The organism is Alishewanella tabrizica (assembly GCF_014652375.1).
GTDB lineage: Bacteria > Pseudomonadota > Gammaproteobacteria > Enterobacterales > Alteromonadaceae > Alishewanella > Alishewanella tabrizica.
Window position 1 is genome coordinate 493,104 of record NZ_BMYR01000001.1, and the last position, 22,977, is coordinate 516,080.

22 protein-coding genes and 7 tRNA genes are annotated in these 22,977 nt (G+C 46.1%); 14 read left to right on the top strand and 15 right to left on the bottom strand.

Annotated elements, in window-relative coordinates; all coding sequences use genetic code 11:
* From IE070_RS02275 to IE070_RS02290, 4 genes are all read left to right on the top strand, one after another.
* Window positions 1-417, top strand: coding sequence for a DUF3192 domain-containing protein (locus IE070_RS02275; RefSeq protein ID WP_189480008.1), 417 nt, complete (start codon window positions 1-3; stop codon window positions 415-417).
* Complete coding sequence (locus IE070_RS02280; protein WP_189480010.1) at window positions 398-2,041, top strand: hypothetical protein; 1,644 nt, start codon at window positions 398-400, stop codon at window positions 2,039-2,041. Before IE070_RS02275 ends, IE070_RS02280 begins: the two co-directional genes overlap by 20 nt.
* Window positions 2,042-2,202: 161 nt before the next feature.
* Entirely contained in the window at window positions 2,203-3,210 is a 1,008-nt protein-coding gene (locus IE070_RS02285) for an isocitrate dehydrogenase (RefSeq protein WP_189480012.1), read from the top strand.
* Window positions 3,211-3,279: 69 nt separating this feature from the next.
* Complete coding sequence (locus IE070_RS02290) at window positions 3,280-3,501, top strand: VF530 family protein (RefSeq protein ID WP_189480014.1); 222 nt, start codon at window positions 3,280-3,282, stop codon at window positions 3,499-3,501.
* A gap of 30 nt (window positions 3,502-3,531) precedes the next feature.
* On the opposite strand, the gene IE070_RS02295 is transcribed toward IE070_RS02290, so the two are convergent.
* The 14 genes from IE070_RS02295 to hemA all read right to left on the bottom strand — a co-directional run bounded on the left by IE070_RS02295 (window position 3,532) and on the right by hemA (window position 15,891).
* Entirely contained in the window at window positions 3,532-4,095 is a 564-nt protein-coding gene (locus IE070_RS02295; RefSeq protein WP_189480016.1) for a nucleoside deaminase, read from the bottom strand.
* On the bottom strand, window positions 4,095-4,571 hold the full coding sequence (gene gpt, locus IE070_RS02300; protein ID WP_189480018.1) for a xanthine phosphoribosyltransferase: 477 nt from the start codon (window positions 4,569-4,571) through the stop codon (window positions 4,095-4,097). Before gpt ends, IE070_RS02295 begins: the two co-directional genes overlap by 1 nt.
* 21 nt (window positions 4,572-4,592) lie before the next feature.
* On the bottom strand, window positions 4,593-5,294 hold the full coding sequence (deoD, locus tag IE070_RS02305) for a purine-nucleoside phosphorylase (RefSeq protein ID WP_189480020.1): 702 nt from the start codon (window positions 5,292-5,294) through the stop codon (window positions 4,593-4,595).
* A gap of 8 nt (window positions 5,295-5,302) precedes the next feature.
* Window positions 5,303-6,514, bottom strand: a complete 1,212-nt coding sequence (locus IE070_RS02310; RefSeq protein ID WP_189480022.1) for a phosphopentomutase — start codon at window positions 6,512-6,514, stop codon at window positions 5,303-5,305.
* A gap of 252 nt (window positions 6,515-6,766) precedes the next feature.
* Window positions 6,767-8,926 carry a prolyl oligopeptidase family serine peptidase gene (locus tag IE070_RS02315; protein ID WP_189480024.1) on the bottom strand — a complete coding sequence of 720 codons (2,160 nt, stop codon included), beginning with the start codon at window positions 8,924-8,926 and terminating at the stop codon, window positions 6,767-6,769.
* A gap of 332 nt (window positions 8,927-9,258) precedes the next feature.
* A tRNA-Phe gene (locus IE070_RS02320) sits at window positions 9,259-9,334 on the bottom strand.
* Between the two features lie 8 nt (window positions 9,335-9,342).
* Window positions 9,343-9,418 (bottom strand) — tRNA-Thr (locus IE070_RS02325).
* A gap of 43 nt (window positions 9,419-9,461) precedes the next feature.
* Window positions 9,462-9,537, bottom strand: a tRNA-Phe gene (locus tag IE070_RS02330).
* A 197-nt stretch (window positions 9,538-9,734) separates the two neighbouring features.
* Window positions 9,735-10,583 carry a 3-deoxy-8-phosphooctulonate synthase gene (gene kdsA, locus IE070_RS02335; protein WP_189480026.1) on the bottom strand — a complete coding sequence of 283 codons (849 nt, stop codon included), beginning with the start codon at window positions 10,581-10,583 and terminating at the stop codon, window positions 9,735-9,737.
* Window positions 10,584-10,607: 24 nt separating this feature from the next.
* Window positions 10,608-10,985: a SirB2 family protein gene (locus IE070_RS02340; protein ID WP_189480027.1), complete on the bottom strand. Its 378-nt coding sequence runs from the start codon at window positions 10,983-10,985 to the stop codon at window positions 10,608-10,610.
* A 53-nt stretch (window positions 10,986-11,038) separates the two neighbouring features.
* The gene (locus tag IE070_RS02345; RefSeq protein WP_189480028.1) at window positions 11,039-12,604 is read right to left on the bottom strand and encodes a DUF3369 domain-containing protein; all 1,566 of its coding nucleotides are present in this window, start codon (window positions 12,602-12,604) and stop codon (window positions 11,039-11,041) included.
* Between the two features lie 102 nt (window positions 12,605-12,706).
* Window positions 12,707-13,534, bottom strand: a complete 828-nt coding sequence (gene prmC, locus IE070_RS02350; RefSeq protein ID WP_189480029.1) for a peptide chain release factor N(5)-glutamine methyltransferase — start codon at window positions 13,532-13,534, stop codon at window positions 12,707-12,709.
* Window positions 13,534-14,625 carry a peptide chain release factor 1 gene (prfA, locus tag IE070_RS02355; protein ID WP_189480030.1) on the bottom strand — a complete coding sequence of 364 codons (1,092 nt, stop codon included), beginning with the start codon at window positions 14,623-14,625 and terminating at the stop codon, window positions 13,534-13,536. Before prfA ends, prmC begins: the two co-directional genes overlap by 1 nt.
* A gap of 18 nt (window positions 14,626-14,643) precedes the next feature.
* On the bottom strand, window positions 14,644-15,891 hold the full coding sequence (gene hemA / locus IE070_RS02360) for a glutamyl-tRNA reductase (RefSeq protein WP_189480031.1): 1,248 nt from the start codon (window positions 15,889-15,891) through the stop codon (window positions 14,644-14,646).
* Window positions 15,892-15,970: 79 nt separating this feature from the next.
* Between hemA and lolB the strand changes: the two genes are divergently transcribed.
* The 3 genes from lolB (at window position 15,971) to IE070_RS02375 (ending at window position 18,482) form a co-directional block, all read left to right on the top strand.
* Window positions 15,971-16,579, top strand: a complete 609-nt coding sequence (lolB, locus tag IE070_RS02365; RefSeq protein ID WP_229796894.1) for a lipoprotein insertase outer membrane protein LolB — start codon at window positions 15,971-15,973, stop codon at window positions 16,577-16,579.
* Entirely contained in the window at window positions 16,576-17,427 is an 852-nt protein-coding gene (ispE, locus tag IE070_RS02370; RefSeq protein ID WP_189480033.1) for a 4-(cytidine 5'-diphospho)-2-C-methyl-D-erythritol kinase, read from the top strand. Before lolB ends, ispE begins: the two co-directional genes overlap by 4 nt.
* Window positions 17,428-17,537: 110 nt before the next feature.
* Complete coding sequence (locus IE070_RS02375) at window positions 17,538-18,482, top strand: ribose-phosphate pyrophosphokinase (RefSeq protein WP_189480034.1); 945 nt, start codon at window positions 17,538-17,540, stop codon at window positions 18,480-18,482.
* An 82-nt stretch (window positions 18,483-18,564) separates the two neighbouring features.
* Here IE070_RS02375 and IE070_RS02380 read toward each other — a convergent pair whose 3' ends face one another.
* Window positions 18,565-19,080, bottom strand: coding sequence for a TlpA family protein disulfide reductase (locus tag IE070_RS02380; protein WP_189480036.1), 516 nt, complete (start codon window positions 19,078-19,080; stop codon window positions 18,565-18,567).
* A gap of 332 nt (window positions 19,081-19,412) precedes the next feature.
* Between IE070_RS02380 and IE070_RS02385 the strand changes: the two genes are divergently transcribed.
* From IE070_RS02385 to IE070_RS02415, 7 genes are all read left to right on the top strand, one after another.
* The gene (locus tag IE070_RS02385; protein ID WP_189480037.1) at window positions 19,413-20,018 is read left to right on the top strand and encodes a 50S ribosomal protein L25/general stress protein Ctc; all 606 of its coding nucleotides are present in this window, start codon (window positions 19,413-19,415) and stop codon (window positions 20,016-20,018) included.
* Complete coding sequence (gene pth, locus IE070_RS02390) at window positions 20,018-20,620, top strand: aminoacyl-tRNA hydrolase (protein WP_189480039.1); 603 nt, start codon at window positions 20,018-20,020, stop codon at window positions 20,618-20,620. The genes IE070_RS02385 and pth overlap by 1 nt, the downstream gene beginning before the upstream one ends.
* A 46-nt stretch (window positions 20,621-20,666) precedes the next feature.
* The gene (gene ychF, locus IE070_RS02395) at window positions 20,667-21,758 is read left to right on the top strand and encodes a redox-regulated ATPase YchF (RefSeq protein WP_189480041.1); all 1,092 of its coding nucleotides are present in this window, start codon (window positions 20,667-20,669) and stop codon (window positions 21,756-21,758) included.
* A gap of 366 nt (window positions 21,759-22,124) precedes the next feature.
* Window positions 22,125-22,201 (top strand) — tRNA-Met (locus tag IE070_RS02400).
* A 16-nt stretch (window positions 22,202-22,217) separates the two neighbouring features.
* Window positions 22,218-22,302: transfer RNA gene (locus IE070_RS02405), tRNA-Leu, on the top strand.
* Between the two features lie 32 nt (window positions 22,303-22,334).
* A tRNA-Gln gene (locus tag IE070_RS02410) sits at window positions 22,335-22,409 on the top strand.
* A 29-nt stretch (window positions 22,410-22,438) separates the two neighbouring features.
* Window positions 22,439-22,513: transfer RNA gene (locus tag IE070_RS02415), tRNA-Gln, on the top strand.
* The last annotated feature ends 464 nt before the right edge of the window (window positions 22,514-22,977 follow it).

A 22,977-nucleotide genomic window follows, 5' to 3' on the forward strand; every position in this document is an offset into this window, starting at 1 on the left:
ATGAAACTTACTCCCTTGCTATGGTTTATTGTCGGTGTGGCAGGCTATTGTTTAGCCACCGCTGCCGTACTGTTTTTTTATCCGGATAATCCGGCCCAAATGAATTGGCAAGATCGTGAAGCATTTAATGCTAAAATTATTCATCGTTTGCAGGCGAGTGACTCGACGCCACACAGGATCAAGCAAGAAGCGTTAATCGCTCGCTTAGGCAGTCCGGATATTACTGAAGCGTATCAACATAATAACCAAGTATACCAATTACTGTATTACCGTACGCATCGTAAAGCTGCTGATGGTATTACAACGGCCGATGAGTGTACTGCGTTATTGTTTATTGATCGCCAACTCTCCGCCATTGGTGATAGCGCGATAGCTCGTTATCAGGAGTGGCAGCCTCATGCCGGAATTGTCGAATAATTGGCTTAAATGCTATGAGCAGCTTGCTGAACTAAGCTGCAAATTGCAAGACGCTACGCTCCTTGAGCAGTGGCAATCCATTCTAAACTTATGCCGCGACATCAATACGCAGTTACAACAGTTAACCGATGAGCATTTTGGCGCCTCGGTAGCACAATTGGCTCTCAATATTCCTAATCACCCTATAACAACGCAGCGAGCTATCAAAAGCTGGGTGTTGCTCACGTTACTCTGCCGTTTAAAACATTGGCCCAATCCTCGCCGAGATACCTTGGGGATCTGCGTGCTACTGGCCAGTTGTGCGCGGCCTGCAGGAAAAATGCCCGTAGCCTTAAGCGTTGCGCAACAGTTGAAGCACCTGAAAATGGGTGGCGTCCTGACTACAGTTCTGGCTGGGAGTTATCATCAGTTACAAAAACGCCAAGCATGGCAGGTACACCATGACAGTCCGCTACTCACCTTGGCCCTGGATTTAGCTGCGCAATTACAGCCCACTACGGCAGAGGCCATTGCATTAGAAGATGTCTTGGCAGTGCGGATCAGCGAAACACAGAGTGAATTTGAACTTGAACAACTTGGCCAACTTGCTCAATTGGCGCCGGCACTGTATTTATGCGGTCGCGTGGCACAAGATCCCCTGGCGCGCTTCTGGCTATTGTGCCAACGCGATGGTGAAGGGTATCAGGCCTTGCCTTTTTGGCCTGAACAACAACGCCTTGGTGAACAATTAAGTTATCGAGCCTTGGATGAGCTCACTATACAAGCGCCAGCAACGCTGCCACCAAATACGTGGTTAGATAAAGTTCAACTAGCGCCGATTACGCATTATGCCACACCAACCCCCAGTAGCTTATTGCAGCACTCAATACTGCCTAAGCTGAGCCATCACAATATCGACGCACAACTGGCATTACTAGAACAGCAACCGATTATCGTGCAATTTTTGCTGGATAACGCGTCTGAAAGTAACCGGAAACAGACCACCATCCATCGTTTACGCCATGCATTAGCCATTTTCGGCCAAACGCAACTCCCATTGGCAGTAGCTAGAGCTGAGATTGCGCACTATTTACAGCTGCAAGGCAGCAATCAACATGCATGGTTACAGCAATTACAACAATGCTTGCATTACGCGTTATTGCTGGTGGGTAAACACTTACCTCATGGGCTACATGAACAGCAAGCAGGGTTAATTGCAGCGTGTTGTAGTGCACCACTTTGGCATCATCCTAGCCTGCAGGCGGTGCCATTAAGTAAAACCCATCAGCATCAATTACTCGTGGGGCAACTGTGTCAACAGTACTTACTTGAACCGGTGAGAAGCCAACGTTTTACTGCTGCCTTACTGCAACACTATCAACAGCATACCTGGGCTGAGGCAGCGTTACGCCAATACCAAACGTCGGCACCCGATACAACCGTGTCAAGCACAACCCAATTAGCATTTGTCTTACGCGTTAGCTGGCAACTCACCTTTAGTGTATTTTGTTACCCTAGCGCCCAACAGAGCACGCACGAACTGCTACAACGCGCAGCATCCATACTGTCGTTACCAGAAGCTAATCTCAGCTATTGGCAGCAAGCCATGCTTGAGTGTTCAGCCCTCTACTATCCACTCCCATAATCGCCCTTCACATTCACCGTATTTATAGTGCTTATCAGGGTTTTAACTGGTTATAACTGGCGTGCAACTGGCGAAAAACATGAGTTAAGGCTATAATTGGCGCGCTTTCAGGCGTTAGCCTGACTATAAATTTCAGAAATACATTACCGCTAAGGATCCCCATGAGCAAGCAAACGATTACCGTCATTAAAGGTGATGGCATTGGCCCAAGTATTGTTGAGGCGGCTATTCAAGTGCTGGAGAAAGCCGGCTGCGATTTTAATTACGAATATGTTGATGCTGGTTTAGTGGCATTAGAAAAAACCGGCGAGTTGTTACCACAAGCGACGCTCGATGCAATCGCGCGCAATAAAATTACCTTAAAAGGTCCGTTAACCACCCCCGTTGGCGAAGGTTTCACGTCTATTAACGTTACCTTACGTAAAAAATTCAATTTATACGCGAATGTGCGCCCCGTTATTTCGTTTAAAGGCACCAAAGCGCGTTACGAAAACATTGATATCATTACAGTACGTGAAAATACCGAAGGCATGTATTCAGGCCATGGCCAAATCGTGTCTGAAGATGGTCAAACGGCACAAGCCTCAAGTATTGTGACAAAAGAAGGTGCGCGTCGCATTGCTGAGTTTGCTTTTGAAACAGCCCGTCGCGAAAAACGCAAAAAAGTTACCATCGTTCACAAAGCCAATATTTTAAAATCTACTTCCGGTTTATTCTTAAAAACTGCTCGTGAAGTGGCTCAACACTATCCAGATATTGAAACACAAGAAATGATTGTAGATAACACCTGTATGCAGTTGGTGATGAACCCACAGCAATTTGATGTTATCGTTACAACAAACTTGTTCGGTGATATTTTATCTGACTTATGTGCAGGTTTGGTCGGTGGTTTAGGGATGGCACCTGGCGCCAATATTGGCACAGACTGCGCTATTTTTGAAGCAGTACATGGCAGTGCACCTGATATTGCCGGTAAAAACCTTGCTAACCCCAGTTCGGTCATTTTAGCGTCTATTCAGATGTTGGAATATTTAGAAATGAAAGACAAAGCTGAGAAAATCTTAGCGGCGGTTAGCGACGTTATTGCAACCGGCGATCGTACTACTCGCGATTTAGGCGGCAGCTTCGGCACCACTGACTTCACACAAGCCGTATTAGAGCGTTTATAAGCCTAAAATTACGGTCTTAAAACTGCTAGAATAGCCACTATTACAGTGGCTATTTTTTTGAGAACAACAATGACCCAACCTAAAAATCCGCTTCATGGCTTTACGTTAGAACAAATTGTTACCGCCTTAGTCAATCACTATGGCTGGGGTAAGCTTGCAGAACATATTGATATAAACTGCTTTAAAAAAGATCCTTCGATAAAAAGCAGTTTAACATTTTTACGCAAAACACCTTGGGCGCGTGAAAAAACCGAAGCACTCTTTGTCGCCACAAAGTTATATCAAAAATAACGGTTTTGCTATGGGCAGCCAGAGTGAGGCTTAGCCATTATAAATGGTGCCACCATCCTGCACATACGACTGTAGCACCGCCGCTGCCGCCGGTTGTTGAACGTTACGAACCACCTCAACGCCGGCATCACGTAAATACTGATAGCTTTGCTCAAACACCGGGCCTTCGTCGAAACCAATTGCCCGAGCATCCTCAGCCGTTGCGGCACAAACTAAGCGCTTAACGCCGCTCCATAAGGTCCCCCCCAAACACATGGCACAAGGCTCACAGGAGGTAAAAAGCTCCCGCGCCACGCCGTCAGCCCCTAAACTAAAAGACTGCACCGCCTGTTCAGCCAGCATAATAGCGACCATTTCGCCATGCGCACTGGAATTGCTTAATGGCATAACCCGATTCACGCCAACACTGACCAACTTACCGGTTTCAATTTCAAAAATGGCGCTTCCAAAAGGCCCGCCAGTACCTCGGGCCACATTTTGTTGCGATAACGTAATCGCCAGCGCCATTTTTTCATCGTCGTTATCATAACGACGTTGCCAATCGACCACCTCGTTAATCCACTCGGGTAAGTGTATGGTCGTGCTATGCAGCATTACTCGCCACCTTCAACCAAGGGTTTGCTGTAAGCCAGCTCCATATCCCAAGGTAATTGGATCCAAGTGTCTTGTTCAATATCAGTAACATAATGGTCAACCAACGGCTTACCTTGTGGCTTAGCATAAACCGTGACAAAACGTGCTGTCGGGAAACGCTCACGTAAGGCTTTCGCTGTTTCGCCCGTATCAACCAAATCATCGACAATCAATAATTGTGCTGAGTCGCTTAACTGTGCATCTTTAAGCACACTTAAGCTACCTTGTTGATCATGTTGATAGCTGGCAATACAAATGCTGTCGAGTACCCGAATGTTTAACTCACGAGCAAGAATGGCTGCGGGGACCAACCCCCCACGACTGACCGCCACAATGGCGTTAAAATTCTGCCCAACTAGCTGGTGCGCTAATTCTTTGGTGGCGCGGTGAAACGCTTCCCAAGAAACATAGAACATTTTATTACTGGCTAATGACATAAGCGTTAATCCTAAACGTGTTTATAAACAGCCTAAGGCCACTTCGACCATTTCATTAAAGCTGGTTTGCCGCAGCTCTGCACTTAACGCTTCACCGGTGCGAATATGATCGCTCACCGTAAAGATCGCCAAGGCATTGATACCATACTCAGCAGCGACGCCATATAAACCTGCGGCTTCCATTTCAACCGCCAAGACGCCGTATTTTTCAAGCGTATCAAACAACGTTTCGCTTGGGTTATAAAAAAGATCAGAGGTAAATACATTACCGACTTTCACATTAATCTGTTTAGCACGAGCCGCTGCAACCGCTTTTTCCAGCAAACTAAAACTGGCTATGGCCGCAAAATCCATACCCGCTAACCGATTGCGGTTTACGCTTGAATCCGTGCTTGCGCCCATACCAATCACCACATCACGCACTTTCACATCCAACGGTAACGCGCCACAGGAGCCAATACGAATAATATTTTTAACCCCATAAAACTTTACGAGCTCAGTCGCATAGATCGACATAGAGGGCACACCCATGCCCGAGCCTAATACGCTTACGGGTTTACCTTTATAGGTGCCGGTGTAACCAAACATGTTACGTACCGTGTTTACGCAAACCGCATTCTCTAGAAACGTTTCAGCAATGTGCTTAGCTCGTAATGGATCGCCAGGCATTAACACGGTTTCAGCAAAGGCGCCTTCTGGCGCATTAATATGTGGAGTAGCCATAAATTCTCTTATTGTAAAGATGCTAAAAATGATTCGCCGTATGCCATTGCATCCAGCCCGTAAAACTCGGCTAAGGTTTGTCCCATATCGGCGAAACTCATCCGTTCCCCCAAATCAACACCCTTTAGCCCTGCTTTGTAAAGCACCACTGGAACATATTCACGAGTATGTTCGGTACCCGGCCATGTCGGATCACAGCCATGATCAGCAGTAAGCAGTAATAACGTATCTTCACCACATGCGGCCATCAGCTCGGGTAAACGGGTATCGAAATACTCTAAGGCTTCACCGTAACCAATAGGATCGCGACGATGACCAAAGTTTTGATCAAAATCGACTAGGTTAGTAAATATTAAGCTTTGTGGTGCTTGCTGGGCCATTTGCGCCAGCGTTTTATCGATTAAAGCCGGCAAGCCCGTCGCTTTAATGCTATCGCTAATACCTTGATGCGCGTAAATATCCGCAATTTTACCAATACTAACGACTTTCCCCCCCGCAGCGGTTAGCTTATCAAGCACGGTGGGCGCTGGTGGCAATACCGAATAATCGCGACGATTACCCGTCCGCGCGTAATTGTGCGCTGCGGTCCCTAAAAAGGGCCGAGCAATCACTCGGCCAATATTATACTTATCCAGTAACTCGCGCGCGGTTTCGCAAAACTGCAGCAATTTCTCTAAACCAAAATGTTCTTCATGTGCAGCAACTTGAAACACACTGTCTGCAGAGGTGTAGCAAATTGGCTTACCGGTTTGAATATGTTCATCACCTAATCTGACAAGGATATCGGTACCCGATGCATGGCAGTTACCTAAAATACCTGGCACACCCGTCCGTTGACACAACTCGTCGATTAATGCAGGAGGAAAACTTTGAGTTTTCTCATGAAAATAGCCCCAATCAAACAACACCGGAACGCCAGCAATTTCCCAGTGGCCGCTGGGGGTATCTTTACCACTGCTAAGCTCACGCGCGTAACCGTAGGCTCCCACACATTCTGGGGTGTCAAGCACAGCTGGCGCAATACCGTTACTGGCAGCGGTCGCGGCTTTTACTAACCCGAGTCGGGCTAAATTGGGTAAATGCAAAGCGCGTTGTTTTTGCGCATTAAACGTTCGAGCTATGCTGGCAAAGGTATTTGCACCCACATCCCCAAACTTGTCGGCATCAGGCGCACTGCCAATACCAAAACTGTCGAGCACTAAAATGACGGCTTTTGTCATCTGTTAACTCCTCGGCTGAATAGTCTCGCTATTCTGCCAGATTGTGGCAGCCACATAAAATAAAAAGGGCACGAAGCTTAATATGCCTAGCAAATTTAAGCAATCCCCATATCGGACAAAGCTTATCCCCTTCATTGTTGGCTATTAATAAAAATGAAGGGGCCCCTCACGGTGCCCCTTCATATCCTGTTACCCACTCAGGTTAATAACAGCTTAAACTCGCGAGGCCTTTACGGCTTAGTTGAGTATGCGTTATTTTGGTAAACTACTGTAACCCATATTAAATAACGTAAAGCTGTAAATATCGGCAGCCTGATCAATGACCATTGATACTGGCATACCCGCACCATGGCCCGCATTAACATCTATCCGAATTAATTGCGGGGTTGTTTTACTGGCTTTTTCTTGCAGTTCAGCCGCAAACTTAAACGAGTGCGCAGGGACCACGCGATCATCATGATCCGCGGTGGTAATCATGGTGGCAGGATAGGTTACGCCCGTTTTTACGTTATGTACCGGTGAGTAACCTTGAAGGTAGGTAAACATTTCCTTCGATTGTTCAGCCGTACCATAATCGTAAGCCCAGCCAGCGCCCGCGGTAAAAGTATGATAACGCAACATGTCTAATACGCCCACTTGCGGAATCGCTACGCCAAATAACTCTGGACGTTGTGTCATCACGGCACCGACTAATAAACCACCGTTCGAGCCACCACGAACAGCTGTTTTCGCTGGCGACGTATACTTCTCGGTATGTAGGTATTCTGCCGCAGCAATAAAATCATCAAACACATTTTGCTTTTGTAACTGCGTACCAGCCGTATGCCACGCTTTGCCGTATTCGCCCCCACCGCGAATATTAGCTACAGCATAAATCCCCCCCATTTCCATCCATACGGCGTTAGCCACGCTGAATGACGGCGTTAAACTAATATTAAAGCCCCCATAGCCATATAAAATAGTTGGATTAGTGCCATCACGTTTAAGATCTTTGCGATAGCTAATGATCATAGGGACTTTTGTGCCGTCCTTCGACGTATAAAAAACTTGCTCTGACACAAAGTTGCTAGGATCAAAGTTCACTTTTGGCTGGTTATATAAACTTACTGTGCCCGCTTTAGGCTCAAAGCCATAGATGGAACCAGGCGTGATATAATTGGCAAAACTAAAATACAAGGTATCCGCATCTTTTTTGCCACCGAAGCCCCCTACGCTACCCACGCCAGGCAATTCAATATCACGCACCAACTTGCCGTCGTAGTCATATTGTTTAACCTTGGCAATGGCATCAACAATGTAATTGGCAAACAAGAATCCGGCACCGCTGCTCACACGAAGCACATGCTCAGTTTCTGGGATCAGCTCTTGCCAGTTTTCTGGTTGGGGCGCCGCAGCAGACACCTTCACGACTTTACGATTCGGTGCGTTACGGTTGGTGGCTAAAATTAAGGTATCACCAACACTGTCTACTAAATCTACGTCAGAATCGGTATCGGCAACAATAGCCACAAACTCACTGTCGGCTTGGGTAAGATCTTTAATAAATAATTTATTGCCTGAGGTTGATACCGCAGCAGACACTAATAAATAGCGATCGTCTTCCGTAACAGAAGCCCCTACATAACGATGTTTTTGAGCATCGACGGCACCAAAAATCACTGGATCAGCGGATTGCGGCGTGCCTAATTTATGGTAATACAACTTGTGCTGATCGGTCATCGCCGATAATTCACTGCCATCAGGTTTGTCGTAACTGGAATAAAAGAAACCGTCATTACCCTGCCAAGCAATACCACTGAATTTAATGTCGGTAAGCACATCGCCAATTTGCTGTTTAGTATTTACGTCAATGACAATGACTTTACGCCAATCACTACCGCCTTCAGAAATAGCGTACGCCGCTAAACTGCCATCACGTGAGAACTGAATATCGGCCAGCGACGTGGTGCCGTCAGTACTGAAGGTGTTGGGATCCAAAAACACTTCCACCGCACCGCCGTCTTTTTGTCGATATAAGACAAACTGATTTTGTAAGCCATCATTTTTATAAAAATAGGTGTACTCGCCTTCTTTAAAAGGCGCGCCAACGCGCTCGTAGTTCCACGCTTGTTGTAACTTGTCGCGAATTTGATCCCGATATGAAATTTGTTTCAGATAATCAAACGTCGTTTGGTTTTGGGCTTTTACCCAGGCTTCCGTTTCCACGCTACGATCATCTTCTAACCAACGGAAGGGATCAGCAACCGCCGTACCAAAATAATTGTCTACCACGTCACCCTTTTGCGACACGGGATAGGTAAAGGCTTGTTGTTGCTCTGTAACTGTCACATTTTGCTCCGCTACAACGTCTTGTTTAGGGCCACCACAAGCAGTAAGCACCGCAGCAGCTAGTAACGTAACGACAAATCTCATTTAGATGAACTCCATTTTTTATGGTTATTGATTTTGGTTAATGGTTAATGCTTCTATGAACACTGTTATACGGGTTTTGGATACACGCTTGAGCTTAACAAAGAAGTATGGCTTTGCCTATTTCACTGAACGGGAATTTTTGCAGGACTGTCTCCGCCCATTGCTGTTCAAAATCGCCCAGAGCGATTTTGAACAGCAATAAGCTGGCCCAAAGGGCGAGGTACAGGACGCACCGAGTACAAAATCGCCAGGAGCGATTTTGAACAGCTACAAGCTAAAGGCATGGGCGCTAAAAAGTAAAACGCCAGCACTAGGCTGGCGTTTTGCAATTATGGTGCCCAGAGGCGGAATCGAACCACCGACACGCGGATTTTCAATCCGCTGCTCTACCGACTGAGCTATCTGGGCAAAAACGTTGGTGCCGCTTATCCGAGTCGAACGGATGACCTACTGATTACAAGTCAGTTGCTCTACCAACTGAGCTAAAGCGGCAAATCAATTTTCTAGTATCGTTTAAACAACACCATTTAAATTATGGTGCCCAGAGGCGGAATCGAACCACCGACACGCGGATTTTCAATCCGCTGCTCTACCGACTGAGCTATCTGGGCAATGCGGCGTATTAAACGGATTTTGCGAAGTTAAGTCAACAGAAATTTATTAAAACGCAATCGACAGCTTATAACTTAAACAAAAAACGCTTTTTTCTGCTATTTTTGAGTAGAAAACAAGCAAGATAGAATACCTCGCATTACTTGTTTTTCCTCGCAATATGCTCGGTATTTTCGACACGCCGAGCACAAAAACTTTAACGGTTAGAGGTATCCAGTGGCGCAAAACGTTTGATCAATTGATCCAAAGCTTGCATTTGCGTTAAATACGCTTCTAATTTGGCTAATGGCAACGCACAAGGACCGTCACATTTTGCCAAGTCAGGATCCGGATGTGCTTCGATGAATAAGCCCGCTAAACCTAACGCCATACCTGAACGCGCGAGTTGTGCCGCTTGCGCGCGACGACCGTCTGCTGAGTCTTCACGTCCACCCGGCTTTTGCAAGGCATGCGTCGCATCAAAGATAACCGGCGCATACTGCTTCATTTCATCCATACCTAGCATATCAACCACTAAGTTGTTATAACCAAAACTGGAACCACGTTCACACAGTATCACCTGATGATTACCTGCTTCGGCAAACTTCTTGATAATATGCCGCATTTCATGGGGGGCTAAAAACTGCGGTTTTTTCACATTAATCACTGCCCCAGTTTTTGCCATCGCCACCACTAAATCAGTTTGCCGGGCTAAAAAGGCGGGCAGTTGAATTACATCAACAATTTCTGCCACCGGCACCGCTTGATGCGGCTCGTGAACATCGGTGATTAAGGGGATTTTAAACGTTTGCTTAATCTCTTCAAAAATCCGTAAGCCTTCCTCTAAACCTGGGCCACGATAGGAATGTACCGATGAACGATTGGCCTTATCAAAGGATGCTTTAAATACATAAGGGATCTGTAATTTGGCACAGACAGTGACGTAGTGTTCGGCAATTTGCATTGCCAAATCGCGCGACTCCAAAACATTCATGCCACCAAACAACACAAATGGCTTGTGATTACCAACTTCAATTCCGGCCACATTAACTAGGGTATTCTGCATAGTAATTCCGTGTTCAACTAAACATTAGAAAGGTAAAAATAGCGGCTGTTTGCTTAAGGCAACCCGAACCATTAAGCCTAACCAGCCCAGAGCGCCTAAAAAAGATAACCAGCGAATAACTGGGGTACGTCCTCTTAACGCTGAAAACGCTAACGCGATATAGGCGAACAAGGCGATTAACTTTTCAGTCAGCCAACCGTTTACAAAAGGATATTGCTGAATCGTGATCATTAAGGCGACAGCAGACAAAATTAAAAACGTATCAACGACGTGCGGCGTAATTTTAAAAAACTTTTGCTGCAACAACGGTGACGATTTAAGGCGTAATCCGAAGCGGATGAATAAGAGTAATACACTTAGCACCACTAACAACAAATGCAGATGTTTAAACGCCATATACATAATAAAAATACCCCTCAATTAATAATCTAGGTGATTGAATTTATTGCACCAAATTAAACAGCCGTTACGGTATCATCATCTGGATATTTTTGCAGTATTGCTTCTAACTTTCCGACTATCGTTTTGAAGGTTTCGACCAACTTTGGCTCAAACTGTCTTCCCGATTGCTCGGTAATTTCAACCATCACTTGCTCTAAGGTCCAAGCTTCTTTATAACAGCGGCGATGCCGAAGGGCATCATACACATCCGCTAACGCCGCAATGCGTGCAAAAATGTGAATATCCTCGCCTTTTTTGCCTGCGGGATACCCACTGCCATCCCATTTTTCATGATGATCTCGTGCAATGACGGCACCTGCTTGAATAATGGCGCGTTTTGAATTTTTTAAGATGTTAAAACCAATGCTGGCGTGTGTTTTCATCACTTGCCATTCCGTATCATTTAAGCCTTCAGGCTTATTTAAAATGGTATCCGGGATCCCTACTTTGCCTACATCATGTAATGGTGCGGCAAACATCAATTTTTCCGCTTCAACATCGGGTAAGCCATAGGCCTTTGCTAATTCATAGCAAATAAAGGCAATACGCCGTACGTGATTACCCGTTTCAACTGAGCGCTGTTCAACGGCTTCACTCAGTCTATAGACGATTTCGCGTTGCGTATCTTCCACTTCATTTTGCAATTGCACGTTTTCATAGGCGATTTGCACATTTTGCGCGAACAGTTCAACCAATTTGCGTTGATTCTGACTCATTGGGCCTGGAATACCTGACACATACAGTAAGGAGCCTTGCGTAAATTTGCTACAACAATAGGCAACCAGGTAATTATCACGATAGACAATATCTTTGCTGGTTAAAGCTTCTTCAAACGCATCCAGCAAATTGGGCTCAAGCACATCTTTGATCGCACGGCCCTCTTGCTGCTCAAACTCGCCCTGCCCGGCAAATACCACTAAATCGTGCGGATCCGTTGTTTGCACATTACCTGCTACTAAGGAGGAACTGACCAGTAACGCATTTTCATCACAGCCTAACACTGACGTTAATTGCTGTAATACGCCATCAATAAATTGCTCCATAGAATGCGATGAAAAAAGATCAACTGACGCATCTATGATTTTCGCCAAACCAAGACGGCTTTGCTCCAACGAGATGATATCGCGGTAAGAGCGCAAACTTGACATGATAACGGTAAAGAGTTTTTGTGCGGTTAACTCGGTTTTAGATTTATAATCATTGATATCATAATCAACAATCACTTGACGTTCAGGGGCCTGCCCAGGTTGGCCAGTTCGTAATATGATACGAACAAATTGATTTTGCAGTTCGCCACGAATAAATTGCGCTACTTGAAGGCCTGCGTCGTCGGTTTCCATCACCACATCCAGCAAGACAATAGCGAGATCTTTATGCTCAAGTAAGAGTTTTCTCGCCTCACTCCCTGAATAGGCACTAAAAAACTCCAAGCGCTTATGTTGAAACTGAAAATCGTTTAATGCCAATTTAGTAACGGCATGCACCTCGGGTTCATCATCGACAATTAACACTTTCCAACTGCCATGAATTGTGGGCTCGTCGCCTTCAACTTCGTCAGCAAATAAAAAATTATCACTCATCACACGGCTCCAAGGTGGGGGTTGCTAACCTAAACGTATTTTTAGTGTATTGTTATATGCTGCTTTGAAGCGTAGGTCAAAACTCTTTATAGCACGCCACGTTCAAATCAGCTGACCACCCGTAATACGCCATTGATTGCCATAATCCTTTACTGAGCTAACTTGACTAAAACCAGCAGCTAACATCATTGCTTTAACAGCATCTGCTTGGTTGTAGCCGTGCTCTAGCCACAACCAGCCACCTGCTAACAAATACGCGGGAGCGGCTTGAACAATATGCTGTAAATCGGCTAATCCTTGCTCATTGGCCACTAAGGCGGATAAAGGCTCATACGTTAAGGCCTGCAAGTGTGGATCTGCGGGTTCAATATAGGGAGGATTACTCACGATAAGCGCAAATTGCTGGGAGGGTAATCCGCTAAACCAGCTACTTTGCAGTACGTTAACATTATTAAGCGCTAAGGCGGCGGCATTGCGCTGAGCGAGCGCGACCGCTTCGGGATGGTAATCGACGGCGGTAAGCTGCCAATCGGGTCGGTTTGCCGCAAGCGCCAACGCGATCGCCCCCGTCCCGGTGCCTAAATCAAGCACTTGGCTACCAGCAGGCAAAGGATGACGTAAAGCTTGCTCAACTAATATTTCGGTGTCTGGACGTGGAATTAACGTGCAGGGTGCAACAGCTAAAGGTAATCCGTAAAAATGCCACTCGCCAAAGATATAAGCTAAGGGTTCACCTTGCTCGCGACGTTGCAACATCTCCTCAAGGGAAGTAAATGCCTGAGCATCTAGCAGCCGCTCAGGATAAGTATAAAGATAACTTTTTTGACAGGCTAACTCGCGGCACAGCATTAGCTGCGCCTCGTGCAATGGCTGATCACTTTGCTTGACTAAACGCGCAGCAGCGTGTTGCAGCCACAAAGCCAGCGTCATTAACGGTTTTCTTCCGCTAACGCAGCTAATAGGTCTGCTTGATGTTCTTGTTTAAGTGGCTCGATAACCTGTTCCAACTCGCCTTCCATGACATCGTTTAGACGATAAATTGTCAGATTGATACGATGATCGGTTAATCGCCCTTGTGGGAAATTGTAGGTACGGATCCGTTCTGAACGATCGCCACTGCCCACCAAGGAGCGGCGGGTGTTTTGCTCGACTAGCCGGCGTTTTTCATCTTCAGCCGCTTGAATACGCGATTGTAAAACACTCATCGCGCGGGCACGGTTTTTATGTTGCGAACGCTCATCTTGACACTCCACCACAATTCCAGTGGGTAAGTGCGTGATCCTAATCGCAGAATCCGTACGGTTAACGTGCTGCCCACCCGCTCCTGATGCACGATAGGTATCCACTTTTAAATCAGCTGGATTAATTTCGATGGCTTCGCTTTCTGGAATTTCTGGCATTATCGCCACAGTGCAGGCTGACGTATGCACACGTCCCTGGGATTCAGTAGCAGGGACGCGTTGCACTCGATGCCCACCTGATTCAAATTTTAACGTACCGTAAGCGCCTTCGCCTTGCACACTGGCGATCACTTCTTTAAAGCCGCCATGCTCGCCCTCGTTAGCGCTTACTATCTCTAGACGCCAGCGCTGACGTTCGGCATAACGACTATACATGCGAAACACATCGCCAGCAAAAATCGCGGCTTCATCACCACCAGCACCGGCTCTAATTTCCAGAAAACAACTATTGCTGTCATTGGGATCTTTTGGCAATAGTAAGATCTGTAATTCATTGTCTAATGTTTCAATGCGCAGCTTCGCTACTTTATATTCCTCTTGCGCCATTTCACGCATCTCGGGATCGCTGTCTTTTTGCATTTCTTCTGCCATCAGTAAATCGTCTTGCGCTTGCTGATAACTTAAAAAAGCTTTATTGAGATCCTCTAGCTGGCTGAACTCTTTAGATAATTCACGAAACCGCTTCTGATCGCTAATTACCCCTGCGTCGCTGAGCAAAGCCTGAACTTCTTCGTAACGTTCAACTAAGCCTTGTAGCTTACGATATACCGACTCTTTCATGTTAATCTGATAACCATATTATAAATCAACTAAGACCTTAACCAGCTCGGAAGCCTCCGGCTGATCGGATTGTAATAACTGTCGAATTGCGCGAGTCGGACTGTGCATCAAGCGATTGCTCAGTTTCGTGGCGAGTTCTGCCAACACTTTGTCAGGATCTTGACCTGCAGCAAGCTGATTTTGCGCGCGAATCACTAACTCGTTTTTTACCTGTTCACAACGGTGGCGGTACTCGCGTAGCCAATCTGCTTTATCCTGTAACTGCAACCATTGTTGAAAATCTGTGGCACCAGAGGCTATCATCACCCCCGCTTGCTCGGCGGCTTGCTGCCGATTGTTTAAATTTTGCGCCACAATACTTTGCAAATCATCCACCGTATACAAATAGGCGTCTTCTAACTCAGCCACTTGCTGTTCAATATCTCGAGGGACCGCTAAATCCACCAGAAACATCGGTTTGTGCTTACGTTGCTTTAATGCCTGCTCAACCATACCTTTGCCCACAATAGGTAAGGTACTGGCCGTTGAGGAGATAACAATATCGGCTTCAGCCAAGCGGGCGGGGACCTGCGATAAAGTCAGCACTTGTGCATTAAACTGCCGCGCTAAACTCTCGGCGCGCTCAAACGTACGGTTGGCAACACTTAGATGCGTAGCGCCTTGCTCGGTTAAATGTTTCGCCACCAGTTCTATGGTTTCACCGGCGCCAATCAGCAACACCCGCACTTTTTCCAGTTTACCAAAAATCTGTTTCGCCAACGTCACCGCCGCAAACGCCACAGACACCGCATTGGCACCGATCTCGGTTTCAGTTCTAACCTCTTTAGCCACAGCAAAAGTTTTTTGGAATAATCGCTCAAACTGAGGATTTATCGCACCAGCCTGACGCGATTGATTGTAAGCCTGTTTTACTTGGCCTAAAATTTGGGGCTCACCCAACACCAAAGAGTCTAACCCAGCGGCAACCCGCATCAAATGCTGCACTGCATCCTGATCGCGATAGAGGTATAAGTGTTGCTGTAATTCCGATAAATTCAGTTGATGAAATTGCGCCAACCAATGTAACACCTGCTCTGATTGTTCAGCGTTACCGCTGAAGTATAATTCAGTTCGATTGCAGGTAGACAGGATAACCGCATCAGCCAAGCGTAAATCCCCTGCTAGTTGCTGCAAGGCCTCAGGCACCTGTTCCGGAGCAAATGCGAGCTTTTCACGCAGTGCAACCGGTGCGGTTTTATGATTTATGCCTAGTGCAAAAATAGCCATCACCTGTATTATGGTTTATGTAAGGGGCGAATTGTACGAAAAACCCCAGGTTATGAAAAGCAAAAGCAAGGACTTTAGTGTGTCATTCTCAACATGTCGATTAACGCTGGTATTTTTAGTGACCTTTTTAGCGGGCTGTAGCATAAAACCAAACTCCCCGCCTGCTGCAGACATACTGCCGGCCACTGAGCGCCAGCAGCAGCTAACTGCTATGCAACAATTTACGGTGCAAGCCTCGATGGGTATTCGATCACCCGCAGAATCTGTTAGCGGTAGTCTACGTTGGCAGCAAGTCGATCACACCACATATCAAGCTAGGCTTGCAAATATGTTGGGCATTAGTTTGTTTGAATTAAGCCAAAAACCAGAAAGCACCGAATTATTGTTACGCGGTGAACGTTATCAAGCAGCAGATATCAGCAGTTTGCTGTGGCAATTGGCTGGTTGGTCGGTACCGTTGCACGATATGCCATTATGGTTACGGGGCTTACCGGGCAGCAGTGCAACGGATCTTAAATATGATCGTGCAGGGCGTTTAGTCAGCTTTAGCTTGCTTGATAGCACGGGTATTCGCTGGCAACTGAGCTATAACAGTTTTTTTGACGATGCTCTGTCACTACCAAAACAATTACAACTACAAAGCGATGACACACAAATTCGTATCGTGATCCGGAGTTGGCAACGATGACTCTTAGCTTGCCCGCGGTGGCTAAACTGAATTTATTTTTGCATATCACTGGTCGGCGCGCCGACGGTTATCATAATTTGCAAACCTTGTTTCAAATGCTCGACGTGGGCGATATGCTGCATTTTAGCCCAAACGATAGCAATACAATCACCTTAGAATGTAACGATGCCAGTTTGATCGGGGTGGATAATCTCATCTACAAGGCCGCGCAACGATTAAAACCCCTCGCGCCACCTAACGCCGGTTGTCATATTCGTTTAGATAAACATTTGCCCATGGGGGGCGGTTTGGGAGGCGGTTCGTCCGATGCGGCAACCACTTTACATGCCTTAAATAAATTGTGGCAGTTAGATTTAACCACAACAGAACTTGCCGCAGTAGGTCTAACCTTGGGTGCCGATGTGCCGGTGTTTGTTCATGGCAATACCGCCTTTGCCGAAGGGGTTGGCGAACATTTACAACCGGTAAAGTTACCACGTAAAACGTACTTAGTCGTGACCCCTGAATGCCACGTTAGCACCGCTGAGATCTTCCGTCACCCGGCCTTAACACGCGACACGCCAGCTATGACACTATCCGACCTTATGCAAAAAACCTGGCGTAATGATTGCCAACTCTTGGTAGAACAGCTCTATCCTATTGTTGCAATAACCTTACAGTGGTTGGTAGAATACGCTCCGTGTCGAATGACGGGTACTGGCGCAAGTGTGTTCGCCGAATTTCCGGACACGGCCAGTGCTCAACATGCTCTTGCGCAACTTCCGCCGCATTGTCGAGGATTTATTGCCCAAGGGGTCAACCAGTCGCCACTGCTGGCTGCGTTGGCAGATACCGATTATAACAGTTGATGCCTAGTAAATAGGTTTATGCTTCGTAAGCATTGTCTTTCAGCATATGCCTATATTTTAAGCATTGTAATGATTTAAACCGGACTCACCACTGCCCTGAGGATCCTACCGTGCCCGACATGAAGATTTTCGCTGGTAATGCCATACCAGAACTTGCCAACAAAATCGCCAGCCGTCTTTACATCAAACTGGGAGACGCCGCTGTCGGACGCTTCAGTGATGGCGAAGTCAGTGTGCAAATCAACGAAAATGTACGCGGTTCAGACGTTTTTATTATTCAATCGACTTGTGCGCCTACCAATGACAATTTAATGGAACTGATTGTGATGGTGGATGCTTTACGCCGAGCCTCAGCAGGTCGGATCACCGCGGTTATCCCTTATTTTGGATATGCTAGACAAGATCGCCGAGTACGCTCTGCGCGCGTCCCTATTACCGCTAAAGTCGTCGCAGATTTTCTCTCCAGCGTGGGTGTAGATCGGGTGCTTACCGTAGATCTGCATGCTGAGCAAATACAAGGTTTCTTTGATGTACCGGTTGATAACGTATTTGCTAGTCCGGTGCTATTAGAAGATATGCGTAAAAAGTCGTTGCAAGCGCCCGTAGTCGTTTCACCCGATATCGGTGGCGTTGTGCGCGCCAGAGCTGTCGCCAAATTGTTAAACGACGCCGATTTAGCTATTATCGATAAGCGCCGCCCTAAAGCGAACGTTTCACAAGTCATGCATATCATCGGAGATGTTAAAGACCGCGATTGTATTATTGTGGACGATATGATCGACACAGGTGGCACCTTGTGTAAAGCGGCTGAAGCTTTAAAGGAACAAGGCGCGAAACGGGTCTTTGCCTACGCCACACATGCAGTTTTCTCAGGCAATGCACCAGAGATTATCAGTAACTCAGTGATCGATGAACTTATTATTACTGATACCATCCCGCTCTCTGCTGCCATGCGCGCCATTCCAAAAGTTCGCCAACTTACCTTGAGTGAACTATTAGCTGAATGTATTCGCCGCATTAGCAATGAAGAATCTATCTCATCAATGTTTGACTAGTCGTGTGGCATACCGACTAAAATTAAGGCGCCTCATGGCGCCTTAATTTTACAGCAATAGGTATCAAGTGTTTTTTAGTTCATCATTCAGCAGTTATTTGCTCGTCTAATGCGTTGTTTAGCACGGTAACCAAGCTATCAAGACTGGCTTCGCCAAAGCCAACACTGTGATAGACCACTTTGCCATGTTTACCTATTACAAATAAGTTAGGTAATCCCTCTACACCATACTTTCCACCAATAAGTCCTTTTTCATCATGGGTAAAAATTAACGCAGGGAGTGATTCTGAAATGACCTTTTGCACCTTACGATAACGGCGTTTGTCTTCTTTATAGTTCACGGCAATGACGTGCATAAGTTCGGAACCCGCTTCATTTTGAACGGCATTAAGCACAGGCAGTTCTTGTAAGCAAGGCGCGCACCACGACGCCCAAAACGACACAACGACAACTTTGCCTTTATAAGCATCTAACGTTACTTTTTCACCTGTAATATCATATCCCAAGAACGGCGGGGGAACGTCCCCTTGCTGCGGTACAGCCGCAAGACGAAAAGACAACACCATAACAAAAACAATTACCATACTTTTATATAGCATAAATTCTCTTATTACATTCAATTGCAAACAGCGCAGTATATGTTTTTACTTTACCATTACACAACTAACAGTTTACATAAAAATAAATAGCTTGTTTAAGGGGGGCTATTAAAAGAACACTGCTTATTGCTGATCAGCCTGCCGAAGTGATGGCGATATCCTATGAAATACTGCGTTACTTACTTTGACATTGAGTTGCTGGTACACAGTTGCATTGATGAATATCATTTGCAGCACACTTGGGGCAGTGGTAATATGTCGCGCCTTTTACAAGGGCTACAAGTTTTAGCTGGTCGCAAGCTAAAACACACTTTAATTTTTGGAGTACATCAATGTCTGATGCAATTTTTACCTTATCAGCAGAAGTCCGCGCTGACCTGGGGAAAGGTGCGAGCCGCCGCCTTCGTCACGAAGACAAAGTGCCAGCTATCATCTACGGTGGTAGTCAACCAGCACAATCTGTTACTTTAGAACACTCAAAGCTGTTAAAAGCGCAAAGCTTCGAAGCTTTCTACTCACACATCCTGACCATCAATGTGGCCGGTGAAGAAGTGAAAGCCATTGTGAAAGCAATGCAACGTCACCCGTACAAACCAAAGATTCTGCACGTTGACTTCCAACGCGTTGAAGCGGGTCAAGAATTACACACTACAGTACCTGTACACTTCATCAATGAAGATGCTGCTGGTAAAAAAGGCGGTGTAGTAGTCCACGGTTTGAACGAAGTTGAAATCACTTGCTTACCACAAGATTTGCCAGAGTTCATCGAAGTTGACCTGGCTGATGTCGCTGTTGGCGTAACATTACACTTAACCGACATCAAAGCACCTAAAGGTGTAACGTTTGTACAGTTAACGAAAGGTGAAGGTCATGACCTACCAGTAGTTTCTGTAAACAAACCAGCTGGTAAAGCTGAAGATGACACTGCCGCTGAGTAATGTCTGACGCTGTTCTCCCCAAGATACAGCTAATCGTGGGCCTGGGTAATCCAGGCCCCGAGTACCAACACACTCGACATAATGCTGGCGTGTGGTTTATTGAGCAGCTCGCGCGCGCATACAATGCGCCATTAAAACCTGAAAGCAAATTCTTTGGCCATACAGGCAAGTTTGTTTTATCAGGGCAAGAATTCAAATTACTTATCCCCAATACTTACATGAATCTTAGCGGCAAAGCAGTATTAGCTATGGCGCAGTTTTATAAACTCAATCCTGAACATATTTTAGTTGTACATGATGAGCTAGCATTACCGCCTGGCAGCGCAAAATTTAAATTTGCTGGTGGTCACGCGGGACACAATGGATTGCGGGATATAACAAGTAAGTTGGGAAATAATCCCAATTTTTATCGGCTTAGGCTGGGTATTGGCCATCCAGGTCACAAAGATCAGGTAACCGGTTTTGTGCTTGGGAAAGCGCCAGCGAGTGAGCAAAAATTGCTCGATGCCTGTATCGATGAAGCCGTCGCCTGTTTCGCCTTACTTGCCAAAGATGGTTTGATAAAGGCACAGCATCGTTTACATAGTTTTCAAGCCAGCTAAAATAGCGGGATATTCCCGTTTTAACAGCACACTAAAGGATACACTCATGGGTTTCAAATGTGGCATTGTAGGTTTACCTAATGTGGGCAAATCTACCTTATTTAACGCTCTGACCAAAGCCGGCATTGAAGCCGCCAACTTCCCATTTTGTACAATAGAACCAAATACCGGTGTGGTACCTGTACCCGACTTACGTTTAGACAAGCTGGCTTCAATTGTTAAACCGCAACGTGTACTTCCCACCACCATGGAGTTTGTTGACATCGCCGGTTTAGTTAAGGGCGCTTCACGTGGTGAGGGTTTGGGCAATAAATTTTTAGCGAACATTCGCGAAACCGATGCGATTGGTCACGTAGTGCGTTGTTTTGACGACGAAAATATCATTCACGTTGCTGGAAAAATTGATCCGGCTGACGATATTGAAACCATCAACATGGAACTGGTATTGTCGGATATGGACAGTGCAGAACGCGCCATCTTTCGCGTGAGCAAAAAAGCAAAAGGCGGAGACAAAGACGCTAAAGCAGAAATGGTGGTGTTAGAAAAAGTCAAAGCGCACCTAGAACAAGGTCATACACTGCGTCAACTCGAGCTAGACAAAGACGAAAAAGCATTAATTGCCTATATGAATTTCTTGACCATTAAACCAACGATGTATATTGCAAACGTGATGGACGATGGTTTTGAAAATAATCCCTATTTAGATATCGTTCAAGCTATTGCTGATAAAGAAGGCGCTATAGTAGTGCCGGTCTGTGCTGCTATTGAATCAGAAATTGCAGAACTTGATGATGATGAAAAAGCCGAATTTATGGCTGACATGGGCTTGGAAGAACCTGGCCTAAATCGCGTGATCCGTGGTGGTTATTCTTTACTAAACCTACATACCTATTTTACGGCTGGCGTAAAAGAAGTGCGCGCGTGGACCGTTGCCGTTGGCGCAACCGCTCCACAAGCGGCGGGCGTGATTCATACCGACTTTGAAAAAGGCTTTATCCGTGCTGAAGTTATCGCGTATGATGATTTTGTACAATTTAACGGTGAAGCCGGTGCCAAAGAAGCCGGTAAATGGCGCTTAGAAGGCAAAGACTATATTGTCAAAGATGGCGATGTGATGCATTTCCGTTTTAACGTTTAAATTACGCCTATCCAAGATTAAGCCGAACCCTGCGTTCGGCTTTTTTGTATCTACCTTGCTCACACATGATCTACAATCTAGCGTTGAAGTCCTTATCATATTCAAGCTAAATTAGCCCATCGTCTTTTTGTATGATGTATTTGAAGTTTGGCTATACAAGCCATCAGGCATTATTCACACCATCTAACGCATTGCACCGAGTGAACAGATAATCGCCATTATACTCAAACGAGACAAATTAAACGGGCTAGGCTGGATATAAATTCGGCAAACACACCTTATCCTCGCGATTATTGCAAAAAAACGGTTGACGCTAATAAGTGAGATCAGCATAATACGCGCCACTTGCTTAGGACAAGTTACAGTGGCTACATAGCTCAGCTGGTTAGAGCACAGCACTCATAATGCTGGGGTCGCAGGTTCGATTCCCGCTGTAGCCACCACTTAATCTCCTTGCATGCGGGAATGGCGGAATTGGTAGACGCACTGGATTTAGGTTCCAGCGCCGCGAGGCGTGAGAGTTCGAGTCTCTCTTTCCGCACCACAAGGTGCACACTAAGTTAGTACAAGTTTTGCAGGGGCGTCGCCAAGCGGTAAGGCAGCGGGTTTTGATCCCGCCATGCGTTGGTTCGAATCCAGCCGCCCCTGCCATTAACTTTTCAAATTGTAAGCTTCCTTGTAGGGGCGTCGCCAAGCGGTAAGGCAGCGGGTTTTGATCCCGCCATGCGTTGGTTCGAATCCAGCCGCCCCTGCCATTATTCAGAAAACCCGACCTCGCGTCGGGTTTTCGCTTTTCTGTTCTTCGATAATCCTACTTAAGTGCATATAGCCGCCGGATGCACCAATCTAGAATCTGCTTGCTTAAGAAGTTTTGCGAAATCGAACCGCCAGGCTGCTTGCAGCCGATAATACACACAAAGACGCCGTAAACTCTTCCATCGGGGATTACAAGCTTCATCCATGAAGTTTGCCCTGCGGGCCAGCTAAAGCTGTTCAAATTTGCTTCTGGCAAAATCGACTCGCTGCGTGGCTGCATCGGTGAATAAAAAAAGATCGTGAAAGCTCAGCAACATTCAAACGAGGTGGTAAACGCATAGTACACTTTGACCGAGGGCGTGTTTTTCATGGATGAAAAACAGGAGCCCCCATGGATTGTCAACAACAACCCAATAGTGATCCACCCCAACAATCTAAAAGTGATCCACTACTCTTTAGTTTT